General features: G+C 25.8%; 25 protein-coding genes. 6 read left to right on the forward strand and 19 right to left on the reverse strand.

The window, feature by feature from the left end; genetic code table 11:
- Window positions 1–16 precede the first annotated feature (16 nt).
- Window positions 17–2,224, reverse strand: coding sequence for an endonuclease MutS2 (locus ACBT_RS06495; protein ID WP_024774985.1), 2,208 nt, complete (start codon window positions 2,222–2,224; stop codon window positions 17–19).
- A 115-nt stretch (window positions 2,225–2,339) separates the two neighbouring features.
- On the opposite strand from ACBT_RS06495, the gene ACBT_RS06500 reads away from it, so the two are divergent.
- Window positions 2,340–2,747: a hypothetical protein gene (locus tag ACBT_RS06500; protein ID WP_024774986.1), complete on the forward strand. Its 408-nt coding sequence runs from the start codon at window positions 2,340–2,342 to the stop codon at window positions 2,745–2,747.
- A gap of 42 nt (window positions 2,748–2,789) precedes the next feature.
- Here ACBT_RS06500 and mog read toward each other — a convergent pair whose 3' ends face one another.
- The 11 genes from mog to hemW all read right to left on the reverse strand — a co-directional run bounded on the left by mog (window position 2,790) and on the right by hemW (window position 14,073).
- A complete protein-coding gene (gene mog, locus ACBT_RS06505) occupies window positions 2,790–3,317 on the reverse strand; it encodes a molybdopterin adenylyltransferase (RefSeq protein ID WP_024774987.1) in 528 nt (175 codons plus the stop codon).
- A complete protein-coding gene (gene bioV, locus ACBT_RS06510; RefSeq protein WP_024774988.1) occupies window positions 3,314–3,829 on the reverse strand; it encodes a pimelyl-ACP methyl ester esterase BioV in 516 nt (171 codons plus the stop codon). The genes mog and bioV overlap by 4 nt, the downstream gene beginning before the upstream one ends.
- Window positions 3,819–5,285 (reverse strand): AAA family ATPase, encoded by a 1,467-nt coding sequence (locus ACBT_RS06515; RefSeq protein ID WP_024774989.1) that lies wholly within the window; start codon window positions 5,283–5,285, stop codon window positions 3,819–3,821. The genes bioV and ACBT_RS06515 overlap by 11 nt, the downstream gene beginning before the upstream one ends.
- Complete coding sequence (gene mtaB, locus ACBT_RS06520; protein WP_024774990.1) at window positions 5,266–6,534, reverse strand: tRNA (N(6)-L-threonylcarbamoyladenosine(37)-C(2))-methylthiotransferase MtaB; 1,269 nt, start codon at window positions 6,532–6,534, stop codon at window positions 5,266–5,268. Before mtaB ends, ACBT_RS06515 begins: the two co-directional genes overlap by 20 nt.
- Window positions 6,534–8,222, reverse strand: coding sequence for a mechanosensitive ion channel domain-containing protein (locus tag ACBT_RS06525; protein ID WP_024774991.1), 1,689 nt, complete (start codon window positions 8,220–8,222; stop codon window positions 6,534–6,536). The genes mtaB and ACBT_RS06525 overlap by 1 nt, the downstream gene beginning before the upstream one ends.
- Window positions 8,223–9,257: a 3-dehydroquinate synthase gene (gene aroB, locus ACBT_RS06530; RefSeq protein ID WP_024774992.1), complete on the reverse strand. Its 1,035-nt coding sequence runs from the start codon at window positions 9,255–9,257 to the stop codon at window positions 8,223–8,225.
- Window positions 9,258–9,352: 95 nt separating this feature from the next.
- On the reverse strand, window positions 9,353–9,631 hold the full coding sequence (locus ACBT_RS06535; RefSeq protein ID WP_024774993.1) for a hypothetical protein: 279 nt from the start codon (window positions 9,629–9,631) through the stop codon (window positions 9,353–9,355).
- A gap of 8 nt (window positions 9,632–9,639) precedes the next feature.
- Window positions 9,640–10,113, reverse strand: a complete 474-nt coding sequence (locus ACBT_RS06540; protein WP_024774994.1) for a hypothetical protein — start codon at window positions 10,111–10,113, stop codon at window positions 9,640–9,642.
- Window positions 10,114–10,168: 55 nt separating this feature from the next.
- Window positions 10,169–12,133: a M3 family metallopeptidase gene (locus ACBT_RS06545; RefSeq protein WP_024774995.1), complete on the reverse strand. Its 1,965-nt coding sequence runs from the start codon at window positions 12,131–12,133 to the stop codon at window positions 10,169–10,171.
- A gap of 11 nt (window positions 12,134–12,144) precedes the next feature.
- A complete protein-coding gene (prmC, locus tag ACBT_RS06550; protein ID WP_024774996.1) occupies window positions 12,145–12,972 on the reverse strand; it encodes a peptide chain release factor N(5)-glutamine methyltransferase in 828 nt (275 codons plus the stop codon).
- A gap of 9 nt (window positions 12,973–12,981) precedes the next feature.
- Entirely contained in the window at window positions 12,982–14,073 is a 1,092-nt protein-coding gene (gene hemW, locus ACBT_RS06555; RefSeq protein ID WP_024774997.1) for a radical SAM family heme chaperone HemW, read from the reverse strand.
- Window positions 14,074–14,128: 55 nt separating this feature from the next.
- Between hemW and ACBT_RS06560 the strand changes: the two genes are divergently transcribed.
- Genes ACBT_RS06560 through folP form a run of 5 tightly spaced genes read left to right on the forward strand, consistent with a single transcriptional unit; the run spans window position 14,129 to window position 18,173 of the window.
- Complete coding sequence (locus ACBT_RS06560) at window positions 14,129–14,623, forward strand: RNA pyrophosphohydrolase (protein ID WP_034218518.1); 495 nt, start codon at window positions 14,129–14,131, stop codon at window positions 14,621–14,623.
- A gap of 17 nt (window positions 14,624–14,640) precedes the next feature.
- The gene (locus ACBT_RS06565; protein ID WP_024774999.1) at window positions 14,641–15,852 is read left to right on the forward strand and encodes an aspartate kinase; all 1,212 of its coding nucleotides are present in this window, start codon (window positions 14,641–14,643) and stop codon (window positions 15,850–15,852) included.
- 1 nt (window position 15,853) lies between these two features.
- The gene (locus ACBT_RS06570; RefSeq protein WP_024775000.1) at window positions 15,854–16,405 is read left to right on the forward strand and encodes a HobA family DNA replication regulator; all 552 of its coding nucleotides are present in this window, start codon (window positions 15,854–15,856) and stop codon (window positions 16,403–16,405) included.
- 2 nt (window positions 16,406–16,407) lie between these two features.
- Window positions 16,408–17,031 (forward strand): DNA polymerase III subunit delta', encoded by a 624-nt coding sequence (locus ACBT_RS06575; protein WP_024775001.1) that lies wholly within the window; start codon window positions 16,408–16,410, stop codon window positions 17,029–17,031.
- A gap of 2 nt (window positions 17,032–17,033) precedes the next feature.
- Window positions 17,034–18,173 carry a dihydropteroate synthase gene (folP, locus tag ACBT_RS06580; protein ID WP_024775002.1) on the forward strand — a complete coding sequence of 380 codons (1,140 nt, stop codon included), beginning with the start codon at window positions 17,034–17,036 and terminating at the stop codon, window positions 18,171–18,173.
- Between the two features lie 59 nt (window positions 18,174–18,232).
- Here folP and ACBT_RS06585 read toward each other — a convergent pair whose 3' ends face one another.
- From ACBT_RS06585 to ACBT_RS06615, 7 genes are all read right to left on the reverse strand, one after another.
- Window positions 18,233–19,540, reverse strand: coding sequence for a hemolysin family protein (locus ACBT_RS06585; protein WP_051429946.1), 1,308 nt, complete (start codon window positions 19,538–19,540; stop codon window positions 18,233–18,235).
- Window positions 19,541–19,726: 186 nt separating this feature from the next.
- The gene (locus ACBT_RS06590; RefSeq protein ID WP_024775004.1) at window positions 19,727–20,254 is read right to left on the reverse strand and encodes a DUF3833 domain-containing protein; all 528 of its coding nucleotides are present in this window, start codon (window positions 20,252–20,254) and stop codon (window positions 19,727–19,729) included.
- Window positions 20,251–21,477, reverse strand: coding sequence for an SAM-dependent methyltransferase (locus tag ACBT_RS06595; RefSeq protein WP_024775005.1), 1,227 nt, complete (start codon window positions 21,475–21,477; stop codon window positions 20,251–20,253). Before ACBT_RS06595 ends, ACBT_RS06590 begins: the two co-directional genes overlap by 4 nt.
- A gap of 2 nt (window positions 21,478–21,479) precedes the next feature.
- A complete protein-coding gene (locus tag ACBT_RS06600) occupies window positions 21,480–22,232 on the reverse strand; it encodes a DUF1365 domain-containing protein (RefSeq protein WP_024775006.1) in 753 nt (250 codons plus the stop codon).
- Window positions 22,233–23,471, reverse strand: coding sequence for an NAD(P)/FAD-dependent oxidoreductase (locus ACBT_RS06605; RefSeq protein ID WP_024775007.1), 1,239 nt, complete (start codon window positions 23,469–23,471; stop codon window positions 22,233–22,235). It lies immediately after the preceding gene.
- The gene (locus ACBT_RS06610; protein WP_024775008.1) at window positions 23,468–23,959 is read right to left on the reverse strand and encodes a lipocalin family protein; all 492 of its coding nucleotides are present in this window, start codon (window positions 23,957–23,959) and stop codon (window positions 23,468–23,470) included. Before ACBT_RS06610 ends, ACBT_RS06605 begins: the two co-directional genes overlap by 4 nt.
- A gap of 57 nt (window positions 23,960–24,016) precedes the next feature.
- The gene (locus tag ACBT_RS06615; protein ID WP_024775009.1) at window positions 24,017–25,276 is read right to left on the reverse strand and encodes an MFS transporter; all 1,260 of its coding nucleotides are present in this window, start codon (window positions 25,274–25,276) and stop codon (window positions 24,017–24,019) included.
- Window positions 25,277–25,279 lie beyond the last annotated feature (3 nt).

The following is a 25,279-nucleotide window of genomic DNA, read 5'->3' on the forward strand; positions in this document are numbered from 1 at the left end:
ACAAACTCTCTTAATTTTAAAGTTTTACAACTTTTGCTCCAAATCCACCACTACTTGGATGAGCGTCTTCAAAACCTTTTACTTTTGGATGCTTTTTTAAAAATTCTTTAGTAGCTTGTGCTAATTTTCCAGCTCCTATTCCATGGTAAACTAAAACTTCTTCAAATCCAGCAAGTAAAGCATCACTTAAAAATTTATCTAGATTTTCCATAGCTTCTTCAACTCTTTGCCCATGAAGATCAAGTTTTATATCCCCACTTTGTGGTTTTGTTATATTTACACTAACCTTTTTCTTTGGCTTTGGAGGAGGATTTCCACTTCTTCTTAAATCTGTTAAAAGAACTTGCATTTTAAATCCTTCATCATTTTGTATAAATGCCTTAGAACCTTTTATTGATAAAATATTTCCTTTTGTATTTCTATATTTTACTCTGTCCCCTACTTTTAACTCTAATGCCAAAGTTTCATCTTCAACTTTTTCAACTTCTATTTGACTTGCAAGTTTGTGCGATATATTTAAATGTCTGTGAGAATCTTCAATAAGTTTTGTTTTTATAGCTTTTTTTGCTTCTTCTCTTGCATCTTTATACTCTTTGTGAAGTTTCGATTTCTCTTTTAAAATATGAGTATCTAATTCTTCTTTTTGCTCTTTTAAGTTATTTGATAATCTTTGATAATTCTCAATTTCACTATTCAATTTTGCAATTTTTTGTTTATATTCTCTTTCAAGTTCACTACTTCTTTCAATAAGCTCATTTAACTTATCTTTATCTTCCCCATAAACTTCTTTTGCTCTTTGAACAACTCCTTTTGGAATTTTATATCTTAATGCAGTTTCAAAAGCATAAGATTTTCCAATTGTTCCTTGTAAGAATTCATATGTTGGTCTTTGATTTTCTTCATCATATAGTGCTGCAATTAATTCAACATCTGGATTAGAAGCCATAAGAGCTGCTAACCTTTTATGGTGAGTTGTAATTATTATTTTAATATCATTTTTTATTAAATCTTCAATAATAACTTTAAAAAGACTTGCTGCTTCATCAGAATCTGTTCCTAATTCTATTTCATCTACTCCAACTATTGCATTTTTAAGTTCAAAAAATTTTGAGAACTCAAGCATTCTTCCTGCAAATGTTGAAATATCATTTTTTACACTTTGGGGATCATCTAAAACAGCATTTATTGATTTAAAATTACTAACTTTTGTACTTTTATTCGTATTATATGGAAGTAAATATTTTGATAAAAAAATTGCACTTAAAATTGATTTTAACATCATAGTTTTACCACCAGCATTAACTCCAGTTAACATAATAACTTTCTTTGAAAAGTCAACAGTTATTGGTTTTGCATTTGTTAATGCAGGATGAGAAAAATCTACTAATTTATTTATTCCATCTTTTGAAGGAAGAATAAAATTTTTATCTCCTATTTGGGCAAAAAATATTCTAGCTTGATAATGATCAAATTTATCAAACTCTTTATTTATAAATTTTAAAAATAGAAGATTTTTCTCAAAAATAGAACAAACTTCTTTACAAATTTTATATAAAACTTCTTCTTGCTTATTCTCTAAATCACTTCTTTTTTGTTTTAATTCACTAATACTATGAGGTACAACATAGAAAAAACCTGTATTTGATCTATCAATAACACTACCATTTAATGCATGATTAAAACCGCCTCTTACTAATAAACACTCTTCTTGATTTATATAATGAACTTGCATATCTACTAAATAAGGTTTTAACTTTGAAGAATTTACAAGTTTATAAAGGCTTTGTTTTGTCTCTTCTTTATTTCTACTTATTGATTCTTTAATATTGTCATAATCTTCACTTATTCCAGATTTTAACTTTGAATTTTCATCAAAATAATCACAAATTTTTATAATATCATTTGGAATTACTATTTTTTCCATCCATTCAAGAAGTTTACCTTCAAAGTTGAATCTTTTAAGATATAAAAAATAATTTATTATTTTTACGAATTCATAGATTTCATATACTTTCAAAACCCCTTGTTTTTGTATATGCATTAGCTGTGAATCAAGATTTATTGTATTTTTTGGAGGATTAAAATTATAATTTGAAAGTTCACTAATTATTTTATAATGTATATTTATATCACCTTCAAGAATTATAGATTTCTCTCTCGAAAAAAGCTTAGAAAAGCTTGTTATATAGTCATTTAAGTCTAGTTTTTTAATTAATTTTTCCATGAGGTGGATTATATCTTAAAGGGCTTGATATTTTTATGAAAATAGTGAATTAGTTAAAATCACTATTTATATACTATTTTATAGTACAATTTATAAAATAAAATGGAGGTTGTTTATGTTAAACAAAAAAGTAGTTGTTTCATTTGTAACGGTTTGTTTGTTAGGCTCATCTCTTTATGCAAAGCAAAATGATGAAGAAAGAGGTAATAAGGATAAACAAGATAAATATCATAATCACTATGATAAAAATCAAGATTATTATGATGATAAAAAAGTAAAATATGAAAAACAAAAAGATATTCCTCAAGGTCTTCAAAAGAAATTAGAAAATGGTGGAACTCTTCCTCCAGGTTGGGAGAAAAAAATTGCAAAAGGACAAGTTGTAGATTCTAGTATTTTAAGTAACGGAATAATTGTTACAGGAAAATATCCAAGAATAAAAAATACTGAAGTTTATCAAGTTGAAAATAAGATTTTCAGAATTTATGGAGATACAAGGGAAATTTTAGATATTTTAAAATAGTAAAAGTTGGTATATTTCATACCAACTTTTAAATTCAAAAGCTTACTTTTTTGGTCTAAATGCTTTAATTACTTCTTCGTTTGTTTCTAAAAATGGACCTTCAATTAGATCTATACAGTATGGAATAGCAGGAAAAACTGCATCAAGGCACTCTCTTATTGATTTTGGCTTTCCTGGAAGATTTACTATTAAACTAGTTCCTCTAAGACCTGCAGTTTGTCTTGATAAAATTGCAGTTGGAACATATTGTAAACTCACACTTCTCATAAGTTCACCAAATCCTGGCATCATTCTATCACAAACTGCTTCTGTAGCTTCTGGGGTTACATCTCTAATAGCTGGTCCAGTTCCTCCTGTTGTCACAACTAAACAGCATTCTTCATTATCAATTAAATCTTTTAATGTATTTTCAATAGTATCTCTATCATCACTAATACATCTATAAACACTCTCCCAAGGAGATTTTAAATAATCATTTAATGTATCAATTATAGCTTTGCCTGACAAATCTTCATAAATTCCAGCACTAGCTCTATCACTTGTTGTTACAATACCAATTTTTGCTATCATAATAAATGTCCTTTATCCTTAAAATAATAAACTGTGGCAAAATCTTTAAAAAATTCTTTTGCCTCATTTGAATCAATTATTAAATCTTTTTCACCAAGAAAAACTTCTATTTTTATACCTTTTGAAACTAATTTTTTTAGTTCCTCTTTATTCCAAATAAAATTTAGAAGTTCTTTTAATTCTTCTATACTTCCTTTTGAAAAATACTTTTCTACATCTTTATAAAAAGGAGATTTTACATTTTCTAAAAAGTTTTTTATATATTGTTCTTCATCTTTTTTAAAAAACATTAACTGCATTTTTTTGAATTTCTCATCTTTATTTTGAAAAAATGCTGGAGATAAAAGTTGTAATTTATCAATTCTAGTTTCACAATTTATTGCTTTTTCAAAAGCTTTTATAGCACCGTATGAAAAACCACTAATAGTAAAATCATTTCTCTCTAAATATTCATCGAACAATTTTGATTCATTTTTAAAACAAAAACCACTAAAAAAATTTTCAGAAGTCATCTTTATTTATAACCTCATTTTTAATCATAATTTCTTTTAGTCTATCAATTTCAGAAATATTTTGCATAAATTCAAGTTTTAAACTCTCCTTTACACTAAATATAATTTCATCAATACTAGCCGCCATTTTATATTTGTTCACCATTTCTATTGCAATATCTTCTGCTCTTTTTATAGCATCTTCACCTATTGCAAATTTTTCTTTTTTAATCAATTCAAGACCAACACTTCCAGCTAATTCTCTTTTTATATTTTCTAGCATTTCATTATAAGATAGAAATACATTATTTATTTTATTTACGCCTTCATCTAAAAGATTTACTTTTGATTTTGAAATATAAGCTTTACAGGTTTGATAAATTGCTAAAATTTCTTTTTGATCACTATCTAAAATTTTTAATTGTTTTTTACCAAATTCCAGTTTATTTTTTGCAATTTCAATATCACTTTCATCTAATATATTTTTTCCACTTTTTATCATATATAAAAGCGACTCATTTACAAGTGTTGATAAACTTGCTGAGTTAAATCCTGCTGTACTTAAAGCTAATTTTTCTATATTAATTTCATAATTAACATCTTTCAAATATAATTCTAAAATTTTTTTTCTATCATCAATATTTGGTAATCCAACATGTAATCTTCTATCAAATCTTCCAGCTCTTAAAAGAGCATCATCAAGAATTTCAATTTTGTTTGTTGCAGCCATTACAATAACTCCACTATCACCTTCAAATCCATCCATTTGAGTTAAAAGTTCATTTAAAGTTGATTCTCTTTCATCATTTGATTTTCCACTTCTACTTTTTCCAATAGCATCAATTTCATCTATGAAAATTATTGAAGGAGCACTTAATTTTGCACTATTGAAAAGTTCTCTTACTTTTTTTGCACCCATACCAACATAAATATGAACAAAACTAGCACCACTTTGATAAAAAAATGGAACCTGTGCTTCACCAGCAACAGCTCTTGCGATAAGTGTTTTACCAACACCTGGAGGTCCTACTAAAAGAACACCTTTTGGAAGTTTAACTTTAAATTTTTGGAATTTAGAAGGATTATTTAAAAATTCTACAATTTCCTCTAACTCTTCTTTTATCTCTTTAATTCCAGCAACATCTTTAAAAGTTATATTTGACTTTACAGGAGAAATTGTTGAATCTAAATCTTTTTTTGAGCTTTTTGCAGATGTCGTTTTTGATAATTCATCATCAAAAGTATTAAAACCCTCTTTATTAATAAACTTTCTTATTTTTTCTTGTTTTAACTTTAAAATAAAAGCTAAAATTAAAAGAATAAATAAAAAACCTATTCCTAAGTAATAAGTAGTTCCTTCTATTACAGTTTTGCTTTTATAGATTGTGTAAACAAACAAAATAACTAGAATTAAAGCTGAAATAATCATCAGCTTAAAATTTTTATCAATATTTCTACTATTTAAATCTTGCTTCATTTTTTGTTGTTCCTATTTTATAATCATCTAAAATTAACCAATCTCCAACTAAATCTTCATCTGAGCTTATTTCAACTTGATTAAAAAATTGATCAAAACCTAAATATTTTCCATTTTTTTCTTGTTCAACCAATACTTCAAGAGAAACTTGATTGTTTTTTCTAAATTCATAATTTTTTTGTTTGATTATTTCTACAAGCTCTATATACCTATCTTTTGCTATGTCACCTTTTATAATATCTTTCATAGTTGCACTTGGTGTTCCATCTCTTTTTGAATATGTAAAAGCATGTATGTGTGTTAAAGGAAAGTTATGTAGATTTTTCATAGCTTCTTCCCATATTTCAGGAGTTTCTCCAGGATGACCTACAATAAAATCTGTACCTAAAGCATAACCATTTGAACTTAAAAATTCAAAAAGTTCTAAATCACTTAAAACTTTATTTCTTCTATTCATGATTTTTAACATCTCTTTTGATGTATGTTGTAATGCAATATGAAGATGTTTTGCCATAAAAGGTTCATTTATCAGTTCTTTAAATTCATCATCAATTTGAATAGGTTCTATACTTCCCATTCTTATTCTTTTTACACCTTTTATTAAAGCCATTTTTTTTAAAAGTTTTGCCAAAGAAGTATGCATTTTTTTACCATAACTTCCTACATTTGTACCTGTTAAAATAAATTCACTAAATCCATTTTCTGCAAGAGTTTCTACTTGATTTAAAATTACATTTTCTTCATAACTTCTAGCATCACCCCTAACATAAGGAATAATACAATATGAGCATCTAAAGTCACAACCTTCTTGAATTTTTATAAATGCCCTACTTTTACCAACAAACTCTTCAACAACTGTTTTATCAAGTGATTTTAAATCACCTAATTTAAAAAATTTATCATCTATTTTTAAAAGCTCATTTATATTTTCTTTTTCACTTGAACCAAAAAGTCCATCAATTTTATCTTCTGTAAATAATTTTTCACCTTTTGTTCTAGTTCCACAACCTGTAAAAATCACCTTTGGATTATTTGAAAGTTTTTTTAAACCATTTATGTAGCTTCTTGCTGTTGTATCAGCACTATTTGTTACAGTACAAGAATTAATTATTACAATAGATGCTTCTTTTTCATTTTGAGTTACTTCAAAATCTTTTAGATTACTAATCATAACTTGAGTATCAAAAATATTTGTTCTACAACCAAAAGTTTTAAAAAATACTTTTGGTTTTTCTGTACTAAAATTCATTAAAAAATTTCCTGTCTTTTTGTAATAATATCTTCAATATCATCTATATCTTCTTTCATCATTTTTCTTGAAGGTCCATAAGCATTTGAAGTTTTATTTATATTTATTTGTTGCGTTGGATAAGCTATGTGAATATCATCTTCTTTCATTAAAGCTTCAACTATTTCAGCACAAATTGTACTTCTTAAAACTAAAGCTGCAAATGAATTTGTAAGATACCAACCTGATACAACAACACCATATTTTTCAATTAAAGTAAATACTCTTGGTTCAACACCAGTTGCTCTTAATTGATATTTATTTCTCATTTTTGATAACTGTTTTCTTGTAATATCACTATAACCTTTAGAATAATGTTTTAGAATATCCCTAATTATTTTTTGTGCCTTCTTAAAGTTTGAATCAAAAGTTAAAGTGATATCAATTCCATCCCAAACAGTTTTTAACTCAGAGTGACTATAATTTGCAATAAGTTCAGAGAAAATATAGTTATTTGGAACAAAAAATATTCTTCCTGCTCTTCTATTTTTTAAGTAACTAACCATAGTTACGTCTTCTTTTATTGTAATTTTAAATAATGATATATCTAAAACATCTCCAACAGTTTCAACATCACCTTTTGTAACTCTTATCCTATCTCCAACTTGAATAGATCCTGAAGTAACTATAACCATCCAACCAAATAAAGACATAAACCAATCTTTTAAAGCAATAGCAATACCAGCAGAAGCAAATCCAAGAATTGTTACTAGATATGAAACATTATCAATATATGAGAAAAGAAGAACCATTAGAATCAAAAATACTAGAGTAAAATTGATAATTTTATTTACCATATAGTAGTTTTCATTTTGTGAAAAATATTTTTTCAAAGCTAATTTAACTAAAAATGAAACAGCTAACATAATAATTATTATTACAAAAATAGCAAGCATTTTTTGAACTTGTTGTGTGATTTGATTTTTCATATCTAAAATTACTTGTTCAATTTTTTTACTGTAAACTTCTTGAGTTGTACTTACTATGTCTAATACTATTTCAAAATCTTTTTTCTGCTTTTCAAGATATGTAATTTTTTCTTTATATTCAGGTTTTGGATCAAGTTCATATAATTTCATGTAATTAATCAATTCTTCTTCTAATTTATCAGTTAAAGAACTTATATCAATTTCAACATTTGCAAATTGTTTTTTATTAGTTTCCAATTTTTTTACATTTGATAAAGCATTTATTATTCCAAATGGATTTGTAATATTTTCAACTTTTTCTATTTCTGGAGGATTCATTAATGAACCAATAGCCGAACCTTTATATTCTGCTATTAACTCTAGTTCATTTTCTTTTACTCTTATTTTATTTGAAAGTTGAAAACTCTCTTCTTCACTTAAATTATTTTTTCTTTTTAAACTATCTTTTAAATTATCAAGTTCTGCAGATATTTTTCCATAAGATAGATAATTTGAATATCTTTTTAATAAAATATTATCTTTCAAAGAGAGTTCAATTTTACTAATTTTTTCATTTAAGATATTTGCTTCCACCATATTTTCTATTTCAATATCACTTTCTGCTAAACTAGTATCTTCTTTAGTGGTTTGTTCTACATTTTTTTCAGTAGTTTTTTCAACTTTATTAGCAGCATTTAAAAATAAAAAACTAGCAAGTATTAAGAGTAAAATTTTTTTCAATTAAAATCCTTTTAAAATTTCACAGACATCATCTTTTTTTATTTCATCAGTAATTTTACAATCACCAATTCCAACAGGTAAAATAAATTTAATTTTACTATTACTAGATTTTTTATCTAAAAAGAAATGTTCATAAAAGTCTTCAACATCTTCTATTTTATAAGTTGTTGGAATATCATATTTTTTTAGTAAATTTTCTACCCTTTGCTCTTGCTCTTTTGTCATTAATCCTAATTTAACAGCTAAAGCGTTTGCCATGCACATTCCAATTCCAACAGCTTCACCATGAAGATAAGTTTTATAGTTTGTAAGATTTTCTATAACATGTCCAAAAGTATGCCCATAATTTAAAGCAGCCCTTAATCCTTGTTCTTTTTCATCAATACTTACTACATAAGCTTTAGTTTCAACTGATTTTTGTATTGCAATATCTATATTTTTTTCATCTCTTAAATCATTTTTTTCAAGCCAATCAAAAAAATCACTATTAAAACAAACAGCCATTTTTATAACTTCTGCAACCCCTGCACCAAATTCTCTTTTTGGTAAAGTCTTTAAAAAATTCGAATCAATATAAACAGCTTTTGGTTGATGAAAACTTCCTACTAAATTTTTACCAAATTTATTGTTTATTCCTGTTTTTCCACCAACACTTGCGTCAACTTGAGATAAAAGAGTAGTTGGAATTTGAATAAAATCTATACCTCTTTGATATATTGAAGCAGCAAAACCAGTCATATCACCAATAACTCCTCCACCAAAAGCTACTAAAAGAGATTTTCTATCAAGTTTTGCTTCAAAGCAAGATTCTAAAATCATCTCTAAAGTTTTCATATTTTTATACTCTTCTCCATCAGGAATAGTACAAAAACTAAGTTCTTTAGCAGTTATTTTTGATTTTAAATATTCTAAATGAAAACCAGCAATAGTTGGATTTGTTACAACAACAACTTTTCTATCAAAGCTTAAAGCTTGTAGTTTTTCTATATAAATTTTATATGAATTATCATTTGAAAGGTCAATTTTTACGATCATTTTTATATCCAAAAGTTTTATTAAGTTTATTGGATAATAGCTAAAAGTTACTGAAAAACTAAATTTTTGTTTTTGTCATACTTATTTTAACTTTATTACCAGAATGACGAAGTAGAGTCATCTACTTCTAAATCATCTATTTCTAAAAAAAGATTTTCATTATAATCTAAAAAAAGAGTATAACTACCTTGTGAAAAGCTGTTTTCAACCTCCCTTTTATTAAAGAATGAAACTTCTTCACTATTATCACAAAAATCCTTGAAATGATAATCTAACAAAGATGGTGCTATATTATCTAAAGCAGTTTCTAGTGAAACAAAATCATCTACTCCAAAAAGGCTGTAAATACTCTCTTTATTTACACAAACAATCATTTCAAGTTTTAGTTATGAAATCCATTTAACAAAGAAGACATTCTTGTTAAATCCAATTTATTATCTTCTTTTTGTTCATCTTTTTTATTTAAAACATTTTCAAAAGAGCTAAGTAAGTTTTCACTTTCACTTATAGCTCCCTCTTCTTTTTCATTTTGAACTTCTTCTTTAACTATTTCTTCTTCTTTTTCTACTCTAGAAATAGGAGAAACAAAATCTAAGTTACTATCTTTTTTATTTAAAATATCTTCAATTTTTCCAAGCATAGAATAAATATTTGTTTTATCTTGCTCTGTATTTGTTTTAAAACTAGCTACATCTTTTTCTAAGCTTTCTTTTATTAACTCAAGATTTAATACTTCATCCTCAAGTTCAGCAATTCTTTCTTTTAAATTATTATTTTTATCTTGTAATTCTTCATATGCTTTGATTAATGTTTGTAAAGCGTTATTTAGTTTTGAAATTGTCTCAGCATTTGTCATAGTTATTAAATCCTTATGTGTTATATAATTAAAATCGTATTATTACAAATTTTTGCTAAATTATTCCATCTATTTTTAATAAAGAATCAACTTTTGGTTCTCTTTTTGCAAAATTATAGAAAAGCTTATCCATATTATATGAACCGCCTTTACTTAATACACACTCTTTATACTTTAATCCTAGCTCTTGATTAAAAATATTTCCACTTTCTATAAACATATAAAAAGCATCTGCACTTAATACTTCAGCCCATTTATAAGAGTAATATCCTGCACTATATCCTCCAGCAAAAATATGAGAAAAACCATTTTGGAATTTATTATATGATGGTGGAATTATAACTGCAAATTTTTCACGTACCTCGTCGAGTAATTTTTGGATTTGTTCTTCTTTTTTGTATAACTCTTGATATAGTTTAAAATCAAACAATGCAAACTCTATTTGTCTTACTGTTGCCATTGAAGATTGAAAATTTCTAGCTTTAATTAATCTATTTATAGCTTCATCATCTAACACTTCACCAGTTTTATAATGTTTTGCAAATAGTTTTAAAACATCTTTATCATATGAAAAATATTCTAAAAATTGTGATGGGAACTCAACTACATCCCAAGCAACTCCAGATATTCCACTAACAAAAGGCTCATCAACTTTACTTAATAAATGGTGCAATGCATGACCCATTTCATGGAAAAGTGTAACAACATCACTATGTCTTAATAATGATGGAATATCTTTTGTTGATTGAGGGAAATTACCTACTATATAAGCTGTTGGAAGTTTTATTTTATCATCAGATGTTCTGTAATATGAATGCCAGTTATTCATCCAAGCACCACCTCTTTTATCACTTCTTGACTCTAAATCTATATAAATTCTAGCAATGATTTGATTATTTTCACTTATATTATATACTTGAACTTTTTCATCCCAAGCTTTAGATTCAACTTTTGTGAATTTAATATTAAACATTTTATACAAAAATTCAAAGAACCCATTAAGAACTGAATTTTGCTCAAAATAAGGTCTATAGTACTCTTCATCTAAATCATATTGGGCTTTTTTTAATTTTTCACTATAAAAAGCTATATCACTTGCTCTAAAATCATTTATACCATCTTTTAATGCTAACTCTTTTATTTCTTCAAACTCTTTTATAGCTTTAGGCTTTGCTTTATTTCCAAGTTCTTCTAAAAATTTTATAACTTCATCTTCACTTTTTGCCATTTTTGTAGCAAGTGAATATTGAGCAAAATTAGAAAAACCTAATATTTTTACTTTTTCTTCTTTTAATTTTAAAAGTTCTTCAATTATTTTTCCGTTTTCTGGAGCTCTTGTTGTATAGGCCTTGTACAACTCTTCTCTTTTTTCTCTAGATGTTGAATATGTCATAAATGCTATATAAGAAGGCATATGAAGAGTAAATTTATATTTAGACTTTCCATCTTCAACAAATTTTGCTAATTCTAAATCTGAATCAGGTATACCTTTTACATCTTCAAAATTTTCAATAATCAATGAATAAGAGTTAGTGGCTTTTAATAAATTTTGTGAAAATTTATGAGATAACTCACTTAACTGTAAATCTAACTCTTCTAATCTTTGTTTCTTCTCTTTTTCTAAATTACAACCAGATAATTCAAAATCTCTTATTTCATTTTCTAGCACTTTTTTTTGTATACTATTTAAAGTATTATTTTCATTATATTGTATATATTTTAAAGCACTATATATATTTTCATTTTGACTTATTTCACTTTCATATTTAGAAATAATTGGTAAGCACTCTTCGTAAACTTTTGAAGTGATTTCAGAATTTTTTACTGAATCAATATGAAAAATAGGAGTAATAAATTCGTTTATTCTCTCCCCTATTTCTTGAAATGGTAATACAAAATTTTTATAAGTTTTATTTTCAATAGCCAAAAGATTTTTGATCTCTTCTCTACTTTGTTCTAAAATCTTTTCTAGTTCTACACTAGAATTTTCTAAATTTTCTAAATTAAATTCACAAAACATTTTATTCCTTTTTATTTTTTAAATTTTAGAGTAAATCCTCTATCGAAATTTTCATAATCTTTATAAAAAGAGTAAAATTCTACATTAAACTCTTTAAAATACTCTTCTAAGCTATTTTTCTGGTCATACCCCATTTCACACAATAGATAAGGTATATTTTTCTCTTCAGTACTTTTTATAATATCCTTTAATAACTCATCACCTATAACTCCACCAAAAAGTGCATTTTTTGGTTCAAATCCTACGTTTTTTGGTAAAACATAACTATCTTTTATATATGGAGGATTTGAAACTACCATAAAAATATTATCTTCTATTACATTTTCAAATAAATTACTATATCTAAAATCAATTCTTTCAAGAACACCAAATTTTATTGCATTTTGTTTGGCTAATTCTAAAGCTTTTTCATTTATATCAACTGCAATTATTTTTATATTTTTTAATAAAACAGCTAACATTACAGATATAATACCACTTCCTGTTCCAATTTCAAGAATCAATTTTTTATCTTTTTGTTCTTTTAAAATATTAAAAGCATTTTCAACCAAAATTTCAGTTTCAGGTCTTGGTATCAAAACACCTTCATTTACAATAAATTGTTCTCCATAAAAAGAAGCTCTTTTTGTAATATATTCTAAAGGATAATTTGTAGCTCTTTTTAAAACTAATTTTTTAAGCTCAAACTCTTTTTCAAACTCTTTGTTATAATTTAAATGTAACCAAATCGGATTTTTATCAAGTAAATACATTATTAGTATTTCAACTTCCTTTGCAGGAATATGAGTTACTAATTTTAAATCATTTGTGTATTTTCTTACACACTCTTTTATTGTCAATTTTATTCCTTAATCTAAAATATATAATGCTAATTCATCAGCTAATAAATAATTATTGTTAAAAATTCTATTATCTTTTAACTCTAATTTTTTTTCAGTAATTAAATCTTCTGCTCTTTTTAATTCATTTTTATTTAAAAGTTCTATTTCTACTCCAAATTTACATCTAAATCCTAATAGAACTTTCTCTGCCTTAATATCTTCAAGACTTAACTCCTCTTTTTCAACTGAAAGTGGATTTTCTATATATTTTTCAATGTTTTTTTCACTATATTCTCTTGTATTATTTATACAAGCAACAGCTCCTGCGCCAACACCCAAATATTCTCTATGTTTCCAATAACCGTAATTATGCTTTGATTCAAACTCTTCGCTTGTTGCAAAATTTGCTATTTCATATTGTTTGAAACCTAATTTTGCTAAATAATCAAAAATTTCATAACTAAGATCTTCATCATCTATTTTTAAACTTTTTTTCTCTTTTTTCAAAGATTTTTCATCCAAAAAGAATTTTGTATTTTCTTCTATTATTAAAGAATATGCACTAATATGATTTATTCCTAGATCTTTTACTATATCAAAATCTTTTTTTAAAGTTTCAAAACTATCATTTACAACACCATATATGATATCGCAATTGATTTTTTTGAATCCTACTTTTTTAGCATTATTTACAGCTTCAATAGCACTTTGACTACTATGAGCACGTCCAAGAAATTTGAGTTTTTTTTCATCAAAACTTTGAACTCCAAAACTAATACGATTTACTCCTAAATCAAACATTTCTTGTTGCCAAGAAAGAGTTGCTGAATTTGGATTCGCTTCAGTTGTAATTTCAGCATTTTCAATTAAATACGGTTTTATTAAATCAAAAAGCTCTTTGTAGCTTGAAGCTTTTATAGTAGAAGGAGTTCCCCCACCAATAAAAACAGTTTCGATTTTTTTATTTGTATTTATTAAATGTCTTTTTAAATTATTAGCTAATTGCTTTTTTAGTGCCTCCATATAGTCATCTTTTAACTTAAATTTAGTTGTATATGAGTTAAAAGCACAATAGAAACATTTGCTATCGCAAAAAGGTATGTGTATGTATAAAAGCAATTTTTAATCCTATATTTATTAAAATATCTCCCTAATTATAAGGAAAAGTATATTTATGACTGATAAAGAAGAGATTATTAAAAAAGAGAAAAAGAATTTTAGACCAAATGTTGCAGCTATTATATTATCATCTAAATATCCAGCTAAGTGTGAAATTTTCATAGCTTCAAGAACTGATATAACTAATGCTTGGCAATTCCCACAAGGTGGAATAGACGAAGGGGAAAGTACTAAAGAAGCATTATTTAGAGAGCTTGAAGAAGAAATTGGTACAAAAGATGTTGAAATAATTGCAGAATATCCAACTTGGGTTTCTTATGAATTTCCTCCAGTAATTGCTCAAAAAATGTACCCTTATGATGGACAAAAACAAAAATACTATTTAGTGAAACTAAAAAAAGGCGCAAAAATAAATATAAACACTGAAATTCCTGAATTTAGTGAATATAAATTTGTACCTACAAGAGAGATTTACGATTATATAACTTTCTTCAAAAGAACTGTTTATAAACAAGTTCTAAAATATTTTAAAAGTGAAGGTTATATTTAAAAAGGAAAGAAAAATAGATGTTAAAAGTACTTAAATTCGGTGGAACAAGTGTTGGAGCATTAGATAGAATTCAAAATGTTGCAAATATCATTAAAAAAATAAGAGATGAAGGTCATGATGTAATTGCTATTGTTTCAGCTATGAGTGGCGAAACAAATAAATTAATCGAGTATGCTGAATACTATACTAAAACTCCTGAACCAAAAGAGATGGATATGCTTTTAAGCGCTGGAGAAAGAGTAACTTCAGCACTTTTATCAATTGCATTGAATAATATGGGTTATAAGGCTATTTCTATGAGTGGAAGAGAAGCTGGAATTTTAACAGATAATTCTCATACAAAAGCTAGAATAGAAAAAATTGATACATCAAATATGCAAAAAGCCTTAAAAGAAGGTAACATTATTATTGTTGCTGGATTCCAAGGAGTAACGCTTGAAGGTTCTAGAGTTACAACATTAGGTAGAGGTGGAAGTGATTTATCTGCTGTTGCTATTGCAGGAGCTATAAAGGCTGATGTTTGTGAAATTTACACTGATGTTGATGGTATTTATACAACAGACCCAAGAATTGAACCAAAAGCTAAAAAATTAGAAAAAATCTCTTATGACGAAATGTTAGAACTTGCTAGTTTAGGTGCAAAAGTTTTACAAAATAGATCTGTTGAGATGGCAAAAAAGTTAAATGTAAATTTAGTATCAAGAAGTAGCTTTACACCTGATGTAGAGGGAACATTAATTACAAACGAAGAGGAAATTATGGAAAAACCAATAGTAAGTGGAATAGCTTTAGATAAAAATCAAGTTAGAGTTGGAATGTATGGAGTAATTGATAGACCAGGAGTTGCTAGTGCAATTTTTACAGCACTTGCTGATGCAAATATAAATGTTGATATGATTGTTCAAACAAGAGGACTTGATGGAACAACTGATTTAGATTTTACAATTCCTACAACTGATTTAGAGATTTGTAAAAGAGTTATGACTCAATTTACTGCTGAAGCAAAAAATATTGATTACAATGAAGCTATTTGTAAAGTTTCAATAGTTGGTGTTGGTATGAAATCTCATACAGGAGTTGCTTCAAAAGCATTTACAGCATTAGCAAATGAAAATATAAATATAAGAATAATCTCTACAAGCGAAATTAAAATTTCTATGATTATAGATGAAAAATATGCTGAATTAGCTGTAAGAGCACTACACGACGCATATCATTTGGATAAATAATTTGCAAGAATTTTTAAATTGGACAGTTGATACAATCAGGGAAGATAGACTTATATCTCCTTGGTTAGAAGAGAAAAAATTTGAATGGACTCCAATAGTTGCTAGAAATATAACAAATATTTTAGATAAAAATTACTCAGTTATCGTGATTACTGACAAAGAGAGAGATTGGTTTCTAAGTTATATTTTATCAAATATAAACTCTTCAAAACTAAATAGACCATTTTTACCATTTTATGATTTTAGATCTATATTTGGATATATAGATGGAGTAAAATCCGATGATGATATTACGAATATAAAAGATATGCTAAGTATTTCATTTCCAAATGGATATAGTTTTTGGTATATAGGGAAAAGTCAAGATAATAGAGCGAATATTGCAAAAATTTCAAAGAACTCTTTTCTTTGGCTACTTGATGAAGAAAAACAAGATGCTATAAATTTAAAATCAAATGATGAAGCTTTAGATATGAAACTACTACAAATGTTTAGATTGTATAATAAAACATTAAGTGCAGCTCTATTTGCTCAAATAAATGTGGAAAATTGATTTTGCAAGATTTTTTCTTTAAATCTCATATTTTACTTGTAGATGATATTCAAGATACATTAGATAAACAAATTTTGTTGTATCCAAAACACTCTACAAGAGTTATAAAAAATGAAGAAAAAGATGAATTTCAAATAGCACAAGCTCAAACAGCAATAAAAGAGGCTTACATTGCTACAAGTGAAGTAAAGTATATATTTTTATGTGGAGCAACTTTTAGAGTTGAAGCACAAAATGCTTTACTAAAAATTTTAGAAGAGCCTCCATTAAATATTGTTTTTATTATATTGACAAATTTAAAAAACACCCTACTTCCAACTATATATTCAAGGTTACCTTATAAAAATTTAAAAATTTTTGAAATAAAAAATGAATCGAATTTAAATATAAAAAAATTGGATTTAAAAGATATCTACAATTTTTTAAAAGACAATCAAAAGTTATCTAAAAATGATGCAAAAATTATTGTTGAAGAAATTTTAATAAAAATAAAAAATGAAAAAATTGAGTTAAAAGAGAAAGAATTAGAAGTTTTTTCTAAATCTATAAAACTTTTAGATTTAAATTCAAAACCCGTAAATGTATTGACTCTTCTTCTTTTAACTTTATTTAACAAAAAGATTTAATTATGGATATTTATAAAATTTCACTAAATGATGCTAATGCATTTTTAACAAAGCTTAATTGTGATAATAGTGGCGTTAAAATAATGTCTAAAAAAACAAAAGTTCATACTTTCTTAATAAAAAATATGCATGTTGGTGCTGCAAATATTTTAAAACAAGATGCATTATCTATAGGAGCTGATTTAGCTGTTCCAGAAGGTGTTATTGTGGCAAGAGATAAACATGTAAATGTAATGCTTATTGGAACTATAAAACATATTGAAATATTAAGTAAAAAAGAGTTAGCTCAACCTTTTGGATTAAAAGAATTAGCAAAGGTGTTAAAAAGTTTTCTACATGAAGAAAACTTTCCTGTAAAAATAATGGGTGTTTTAAATGCAAATGAAGATTCATTTTTTAAAAATAGTAGATTTGATAATTCATCAGCTTCTCAAAAAATAGAAAAAATGATTGAAGATGGAGCCAATATTATAGATATTGGTGCTGTTTCAAGTAGACCAGGAAGTCTTCCTGTGAGTCCTGAAATTGAATTAGATAGAGTAAAAGATATAGCTCAAACTATTTATAAGAATAAATATTATGATAAAGTTCAATTTTCAATAGATTCATATGAACCAAAAGTTATAAATTATGTTTTAGACCATGGTTTTAAAATAATAAATGATATAACTGGACTAGAAAACGATAAAGTTTGTGAACTTGTAGCAAAATATAATGCAACAGCAGTAATTATGCATATGCAAAATAATCAAACAAATATGCAAAATGATCCATATTATGAAGATGTAATAGTTGAAATTGACAATTTCTTTAAAGAAAGAGTTGAAAAAGTAAAAAATTTTGGTGTAAAAGATATAGTTTTAGATGTTGGAATTGGTTTTGGAAAAAGTTTAGAACACAATCTGCTTCTACTTAAAAATTTAGAACATTTCAAACATTTTGGATATGAACTTTTAATAGGTGCGAGTAGAAAATCAATGATAAATATGATTACTCCTACAGAAGTTATAGATAGGCTTCCAGGAACATTAGCAATTCATTTAGAATCTATTAGATATGGTGCATCAATTATAAGATGTCACGACGTTAAAGAGCATTCTCAAGCTATAAAAGTTTTTGAAGCAATAGAAAAGATTAATTAGATATTTTTATAAAAAGTATTTCCAATCCAAATTTGGATTGGAAATTAATATACAAAGAGTTAAGAATCTTTAGATTCTGATTCTACTTCTTGATTTTTTTTACATAAGATTTTTTTGATTCTATTATTATTTATCTCTAAAATTTCATATGTACAATTTTCGTCTTCAATTATTTCACCAACAACAGGTATTCCACCAATTAAACTTATAATTCTTCCACCAATAGTCACAGAAAACTCTGTTTCATCGAAACTTATATCTAAAATTTCTTCTACTTTTTCAATATTTACCATACCATCAAGTTCATAAGTATTTTCGTCTATTTTTTTGATAGTTTCTTGTTTTGGATCATGTTCATCTGTCGTTTCACCAATAATTTCTTCAAGGATATCATCCATAGTAATCAATCCTGAAGTTCCACCATACTCATCTACAACCAAAGCTAAATGAATTCTACTTTTATTCATTCTTGTAAGGATAGAAGAAATTGAAGTATTCTCTGGAACCATAATAATTGGTCTTACAAGCTTAGAAAAGTCACTTATATTGTTTTGTAAAGCACTATTTAGTAAATCTCTAGTGTGAATCATCCCCGTTATATTATCTTTTCCACCATGGCAATATGGATATCTTGTATGTCTTGAATTTAATACTCTTTTAATATTTTCTTCAAAACTTTTCTCAGAGTTAATACAAATCATATCTTTTCTTGGAGTCATAATCTCTTTTGCAATAGTTTCTGAAAAGTCAACTGCATTTTTTATAATTTCACTTTCAACAGAATCAATATAACCACCCTTAAAACTTTCATTTACAATAATTCTAAGTTCTTCCTCAGAGTGCGCTAAATCATGAGCAGTTGCAGCTTTAACTCCAAGCATTCTTACAAAGAAAGCAGCAACAATATCAAAGAATCTAATAAGAGGATAAAATACTATCCAGAATAAATACAATGGTCTTGCAATATATAAAACCATAACTTCAGCTTTTGCAATAGCAACTGACTTTGGTACTATCTCTCCAAAAACAACGTGTAAAAATGTCACAAGAGCAAAAGCAATAATGAAACTTACTGTATGTAATAAAACAGAATCTCCAGCAAAATATGATGAGAAATTTGATTCAATAATTCTGGCTAATGCAGGTTCACCAATCCAACCTAATGCAAGAGAAGAAAATGTAATACCAAGTTGTGTAGCACTTAGATATGTATCAAGAGAGTTAGACATTTTTAATGCCAATGAAGCTCCACCTTTTTTTTGTTTAACAAACTCTTCAAGTTTACTTTTTCTTACTTTAACAATTGCAAACTCAGATAGAACGAAAAAACCATTTAGAAGAACTAGTAGTACTGCTGCTATGAGCATAAGAATGGACTGTATATCGGGATCCAAAAATTTTCCTTTAATTTTAAATTATTTTTAGCTATAAATATAAACTAAATAGACTTAATATTTGCTTTTTTTATTAATTTATACTTTAATATACGATTAATTTCAGTATTTATTAAGTCTAAATTTATTAGATAGAATTCTATCTAATAAATTACATACCTACTCTTTTATAATTGTAATAACCAATTCTCCAACAACAAATCCAAATTTTTTCATTTTAGAATGGTTAATGATAACTTTTTCATCTTGTAAATGAAGCCAATCTTGAACACTTAAATCAATTGTAGAACTTTTGTATGGCACTCTCATAATATAATCAATCATAACAGTATTTCCATTTGCTATCATTGGACTTTCACCTATAATATCATTTGCTGTTGCTATAAATTTTTTATTTCCGATTGGCTTTAGAGTCCAAACTCTTTTCATCTCTTCACCATCATCATAAACAAAATACTCGTCTAGTGTTCCAATACCATTTTTATCCCATGAACCAACCATAGTTCCTTTAAATGATCTAGTTATTTTCCCACTTCTATCTTTTACTATTCCGTAAGCTTTTAAATTTCCATTAAAATATTCTTGCGGAATAAACTCTGGTTTTGTATTATTAAAATCTTCTATTTTCATACTTGAACATCCTGTAAATAAAATTATTGTTAAAAAAATAAATATTAAACTTTTCATGCTATTAATCCTCTATTTAAATCTATATTTTGATCTCTTGTAAAAACTAATTGATGAAGATTTATATTTCTTGTTTTAAATGCTGCTTCACAGTAGTTTAAATACATTCTCCACATTCGTATAAAATATTCATCAAATCCTAATTTCTTAACTTCATCTAATTTTTTTTCAAAGTTTTCATGCCAAATATTCAAAGTTTTTGCATAATCTTCAGTAAATTCTTCAAGATGATTTAAATTTAATCTTGTATGTTTACTTGTAACTTGAAGAATTTTTGAAATACTTGGAAGATGTCCTCCTGGAAAAATATACTTTTGTATAAAATCTGTTCCTTTTGAATAAGCTTCATATCTTTGATCCGGCATTGTAATTACTTGAAGTACTAAAACTCCATTTGGTTTTAATAACTCTTGGCACTTTTTAAAGAATATATGAAAATACTCACGTCCTACTGCTTCAAACATCTCAACAGCTATAATTGCATCAAAAGTACCATCTAAATCTCTGTAATCTTTTAGTAAGATATCAATTTTATCTTCAACTTTATGTTCTTTAAATCTATCTTCACAAAGTTTTTTTTGCTCTTTACTTAAAGTCACAGTTGTAACATCACATCCTTTATCATTTGCCAAATGAAGTGCCATAGCTCCCCATCCTGAACCAATTTCTAGAACTTTAGAGCCCTCTTTTAGATTTAATTTTGATGATAATTTTTCTAATTTATTTTTTTGAGCTTCATATAAATCTTGGTTTTTGTCCGAAAAAACTGCACTTGAATACATCATAGTTTCATCAAGCATTAATTTATAAAAATCATTTGATAAGTCATAGTGCGCAGATATATTTTTTCTTGAATTTGTTTTTGAATTTTTTCGTAAACTATGTTTTATTTTATTAAAAACAGGCATTAGGTTTATTAGTTTATTTTTTTCATTTTCACTTGTAGTTCCAAGATATTCTGCATTTAAAAGAGCTAATTCTATAAGTTTTGTAAGATTTGATGTTTCAAAATCTTTATCAATATAGCTTTCTGCAAACCCAATATCTCCATATAATATAGTTCTTGTAAAAAATCTATTATTTTTTATCTCTAAAGTGATTTTTTCTTGAAGTTTACCTTCTCCGTAAAGTTTTTTATTTTTATCTTTATAAATAACTTCTAAAGTTCCTATTTTTATCTTTGAAAAGAAGTTATCACCAAATTTATTCCATAATTTCTGCATTTTTAATACCTCCTTATTTTGTCATTTTCTCGTGGAGAATAGATTTTTAAACCCTTTATATACAACCTAAAAGCATGATAAAATGTTCTAGTTACCACTAAAAAAGTTGCAAACATATATCTTAGAAATATTTTTAATATATTTTTAAAATTATAAGGTTTTGATTTTGAGTTAAAAACCGCTGTTAATTTGTGTTGTTCATCTTCATATAAATCTATTTTTATGAATAATTTATTTTCATCATACTTTAGCTCAAATGCATAAATTCCCTCACACTTAAAAAATGGTGATACATACATATCTTTTTTTACAACACCAAAATAGGAGTTATTCTTTTTTTCAAGTTTTACGGGGTAAACAACCCTACCATTATTGTAGTTGTGAACTTCAGCTAAAATATGAGTTGGAGAATTTTCTTCATCAAATAAAACTAAAACACTAATTGGATTGAAAACAAAGTTTAAAACCCTTGGAAGTGTTATAAATCTCATTTTTGATGTAGCTTTTAAATCAAATTTTTTTAAAAGTTCTTTTATATTTTTTAAAAAATCAATACTTGTTCCAAAATGGTCAGAACTTTGTAAACTCATAAAATTTAATTTATTTAATGAAAAAATTCTATTTTTCAAACTTTCTAAATCAAATACATCAATATCTAATAAATAAAAGTTATATTTAAAATCATGTTTTTTAGGAAGAAATCTTTTATGATAAATAGTTCCTTCATAAATATTGTGATTTGATATATTTTTCATTTAAAATTCACATCCAAGTTTCGAAGCTACTTTTGTAGCACTCAAAAGTCCATCTTCATGAAACCCATATTTCCAGTATGCTCCTGCAAAATATGTATTATTTTGTCCACATATTTCATCTTTTCTATTTTGCATTTTTATAGCTTTTGTATCAAATTGAGGATGGTCATAAGATATTTTTTCAATTACATTATCTATATTTTGAGTTTCATTTAAAGAAACAAAATAATCTTTTTTTGTTTTTAAATTTTGTAAAGTATTTATCCAATAAGTCAAAGTCACAACTTGATTTTGTTTATTTGAACTTGTATAGTTCCAAGCTGCATACATTTTTTTATCTGAGTATAAAATATTATTATCACTATGTAAAACTGCACTATTTTCTTTATATTTAAAAGCACTTAAAATCTCAATCTCTTTTTGTGTTGGATTTTCTAAAATCTCTAAAGCTTCAGGTGCATGCATAGCAAGAACTACTTTATCATAAAAAGATTTATTCCCATTTCTATGAATTAAATAAACCCCATTTTGTTCTCTTTGAACTTTTATAACATCTGAATTTAAAAATATTTTTCCAGAAATCTTTTCTCTAATTTTATTTACATAATTTATGCTTCCATTACTAACAGTAAGCCATTGATGATGTGTTGTTACACCTAAAAGTCCATGGTTTTTAAAAAATGTTAAAAATGTTCTTGCTGGAAAAAGATTCATTTCATCACTTGGAGTTGACCAAATAGCAGCTCCCATTGGAAGTAAATACCTCTTTTTAAAAGCATTTGAATAATCTTTTATATATTCACCTAAAGTTTTATCTAAGTCTTTACTATTTGTTTCTAAATCTTGATTTGCTTTTTTATTAAAAGCTAAAATATCACTTATCATTTTATAGTGAGTTACAGAGAAAAGATTTCTTTTTTGAGCAAACATACCTTTTAAAGAAGAACCATTATAAGCTCTATTTTCATCTTTATCCCAAAAAGCGAAACTCATATCAGAATTCTCTATTTTTACATCTAACTCTTTAAATAGTTTTGTTAAAAGTGGATAAGTAGGATGATTAAAAACTAAAAAACCAGTATCTACACCAAAAACTTTACCATTTTCTTCAACCATAGTAGTTCTTGCATGTCCACCTAATCTATTATCTTTTTCATATAAGTCAACTTCATATTTTTTACTTAAAATATAAGCACTTCCAAGTCCACTAATTCCAGCTCCTAAAACTGCTATTTTCATTTATATTTTCCTTTTGGATCAAGTTTTGTAAAAATTAATTTTGAAGTATCCATTTTTTTCTCTAAGTTTTTTAATATATTTTCTAATTCAAACTTATCTATATTTGGAGTTCTACTCATAATCCAAACATTTGAATAATCATTATTTGTAATAACCGCCGTTTTGTAATCATTTATATACTCTATTTTGTATGAACTTGTAAAAACTAAAAAATATCTCATAAAAAGTTCATTATTTTCTAGTTCTGCCGAACCATTATATTCGATTAATTTTCCATTTAATTCATTTTCAAAACATCTATTATAAACATCGTATGTGTTATCATTTTCAAGTTTATATTCAACACTTGATGCTACACAGGAAGTTTGAAATTTGTTTTCAACTCTTGCAATCTCATACCAAAGCCCTGAAAACTTTTTTGCATCAATCGAATTATTTGCAAAAAGGGTGGTTAAAGAAAAAAATATTGTTAAAAATATAGACTTCAAAAATACTCCTTTAATAAACTTTATTAATTTATTATAAAAAAAGAGAATTTTGTATACTTATTTTGTCAGTTGATATTTAAGTAATGAAATAATTGAAAATATTTTAAATATTATTGGTAGAATTGAATATAAAAAAATAATTGCAAAAATTGAGTATTGATTTATGTTTTCATTTTCAAAATTTGTAAATTCTAAAGTTATAAAAGATATTGCAACAGCTAGTGCTAATGATAATTTTGTAATCATAGCCCAAAAACCAAACAAAACTCCTGTTAAATCCTCTTTTTGTTTTGTAAAATTAGCAACATCAGCTTGAATAGATGATGGTAATGCCATATCAGCTCCCAAACACATTCCAGTAAAAAAGCAAATAAGAGTAAAATATATAAAATCGCCCTCATTTAAAAATGGTACAAAAATAAATGCACTAATAGCAATAATTATTGATAAAATCCAAGTAGTTTTTTTTGATAATTTATTTGAAATTTTTATCCAAATAGGAAAAGTAACAATTGCACTCAAAAAATATATTATTAAAAATAGACCAGTTTTATCTTCTAAAACTAAAATATATTTTACGAAAAATAAAAATAAAGTTGCAGGAAGAGCATTTGCTAAGTTATTAAATAAAAAAGCAAAAAATAGTCTTTTTTGATTTGGATAACTAATAAAAAAGTTTTTTAATGATTCTAAAAAATTATTATGAACAATATTTTTATTTTTAATTTCTAAAGATTTTAATTTTGTATAAAAAATTATGGAAATAATCGGAAAAATAGCCAAAATAAAATATAGTAAAATCTCTAAACTTTTTTTTGAATCTTTCGAAACTAAAAAAATATAGGGAATTAATAGAGATATTAAAACACCAATAATTATAAAAATTTCTCTTGAGAAAGCTAATCTTGTATTATCTTTTTCATTATTACTTAAAATAGAATTTAAACTTAAATAGGGAATTAAGACAAAACTATATGAGATGTAAGTAATTATTGAAAAAACAAACAACCAAATATAACTGTTATAAAAAGGTTTTATTAAAAAAAATAAACCTGCAATTAGAAAAAAAGAAGATATAAATATAATTTTAAATTTTGTACTATAAATATCACAAAATCGTCCAATAAATGGATCAGCTATCATATCTAATATTCTTGCAATTAGTAAAATAAAACCAACAAATCCAATGCTTAAACCAATATGTTCTACATAAAAAGTTGGTAAGTATATATATAAAGGAAAACCCAAAAAAGCAATAGGAATTCCAAGGATGCCATAAAGGAATACTTCTTTGCTTTTTAGGGTATTTTTATTCAAAAT

The organism is Aliarcobacter cibarius, from assembly GCF_013372265.1.
Taxonomy (GTDB): domain Bacteria; phylum Campylobacterota; class Campylobacteria; order Campylobacterales; family Arcobacteraceae; genus Aliarcobacter; species Aliarcobacter cibarius.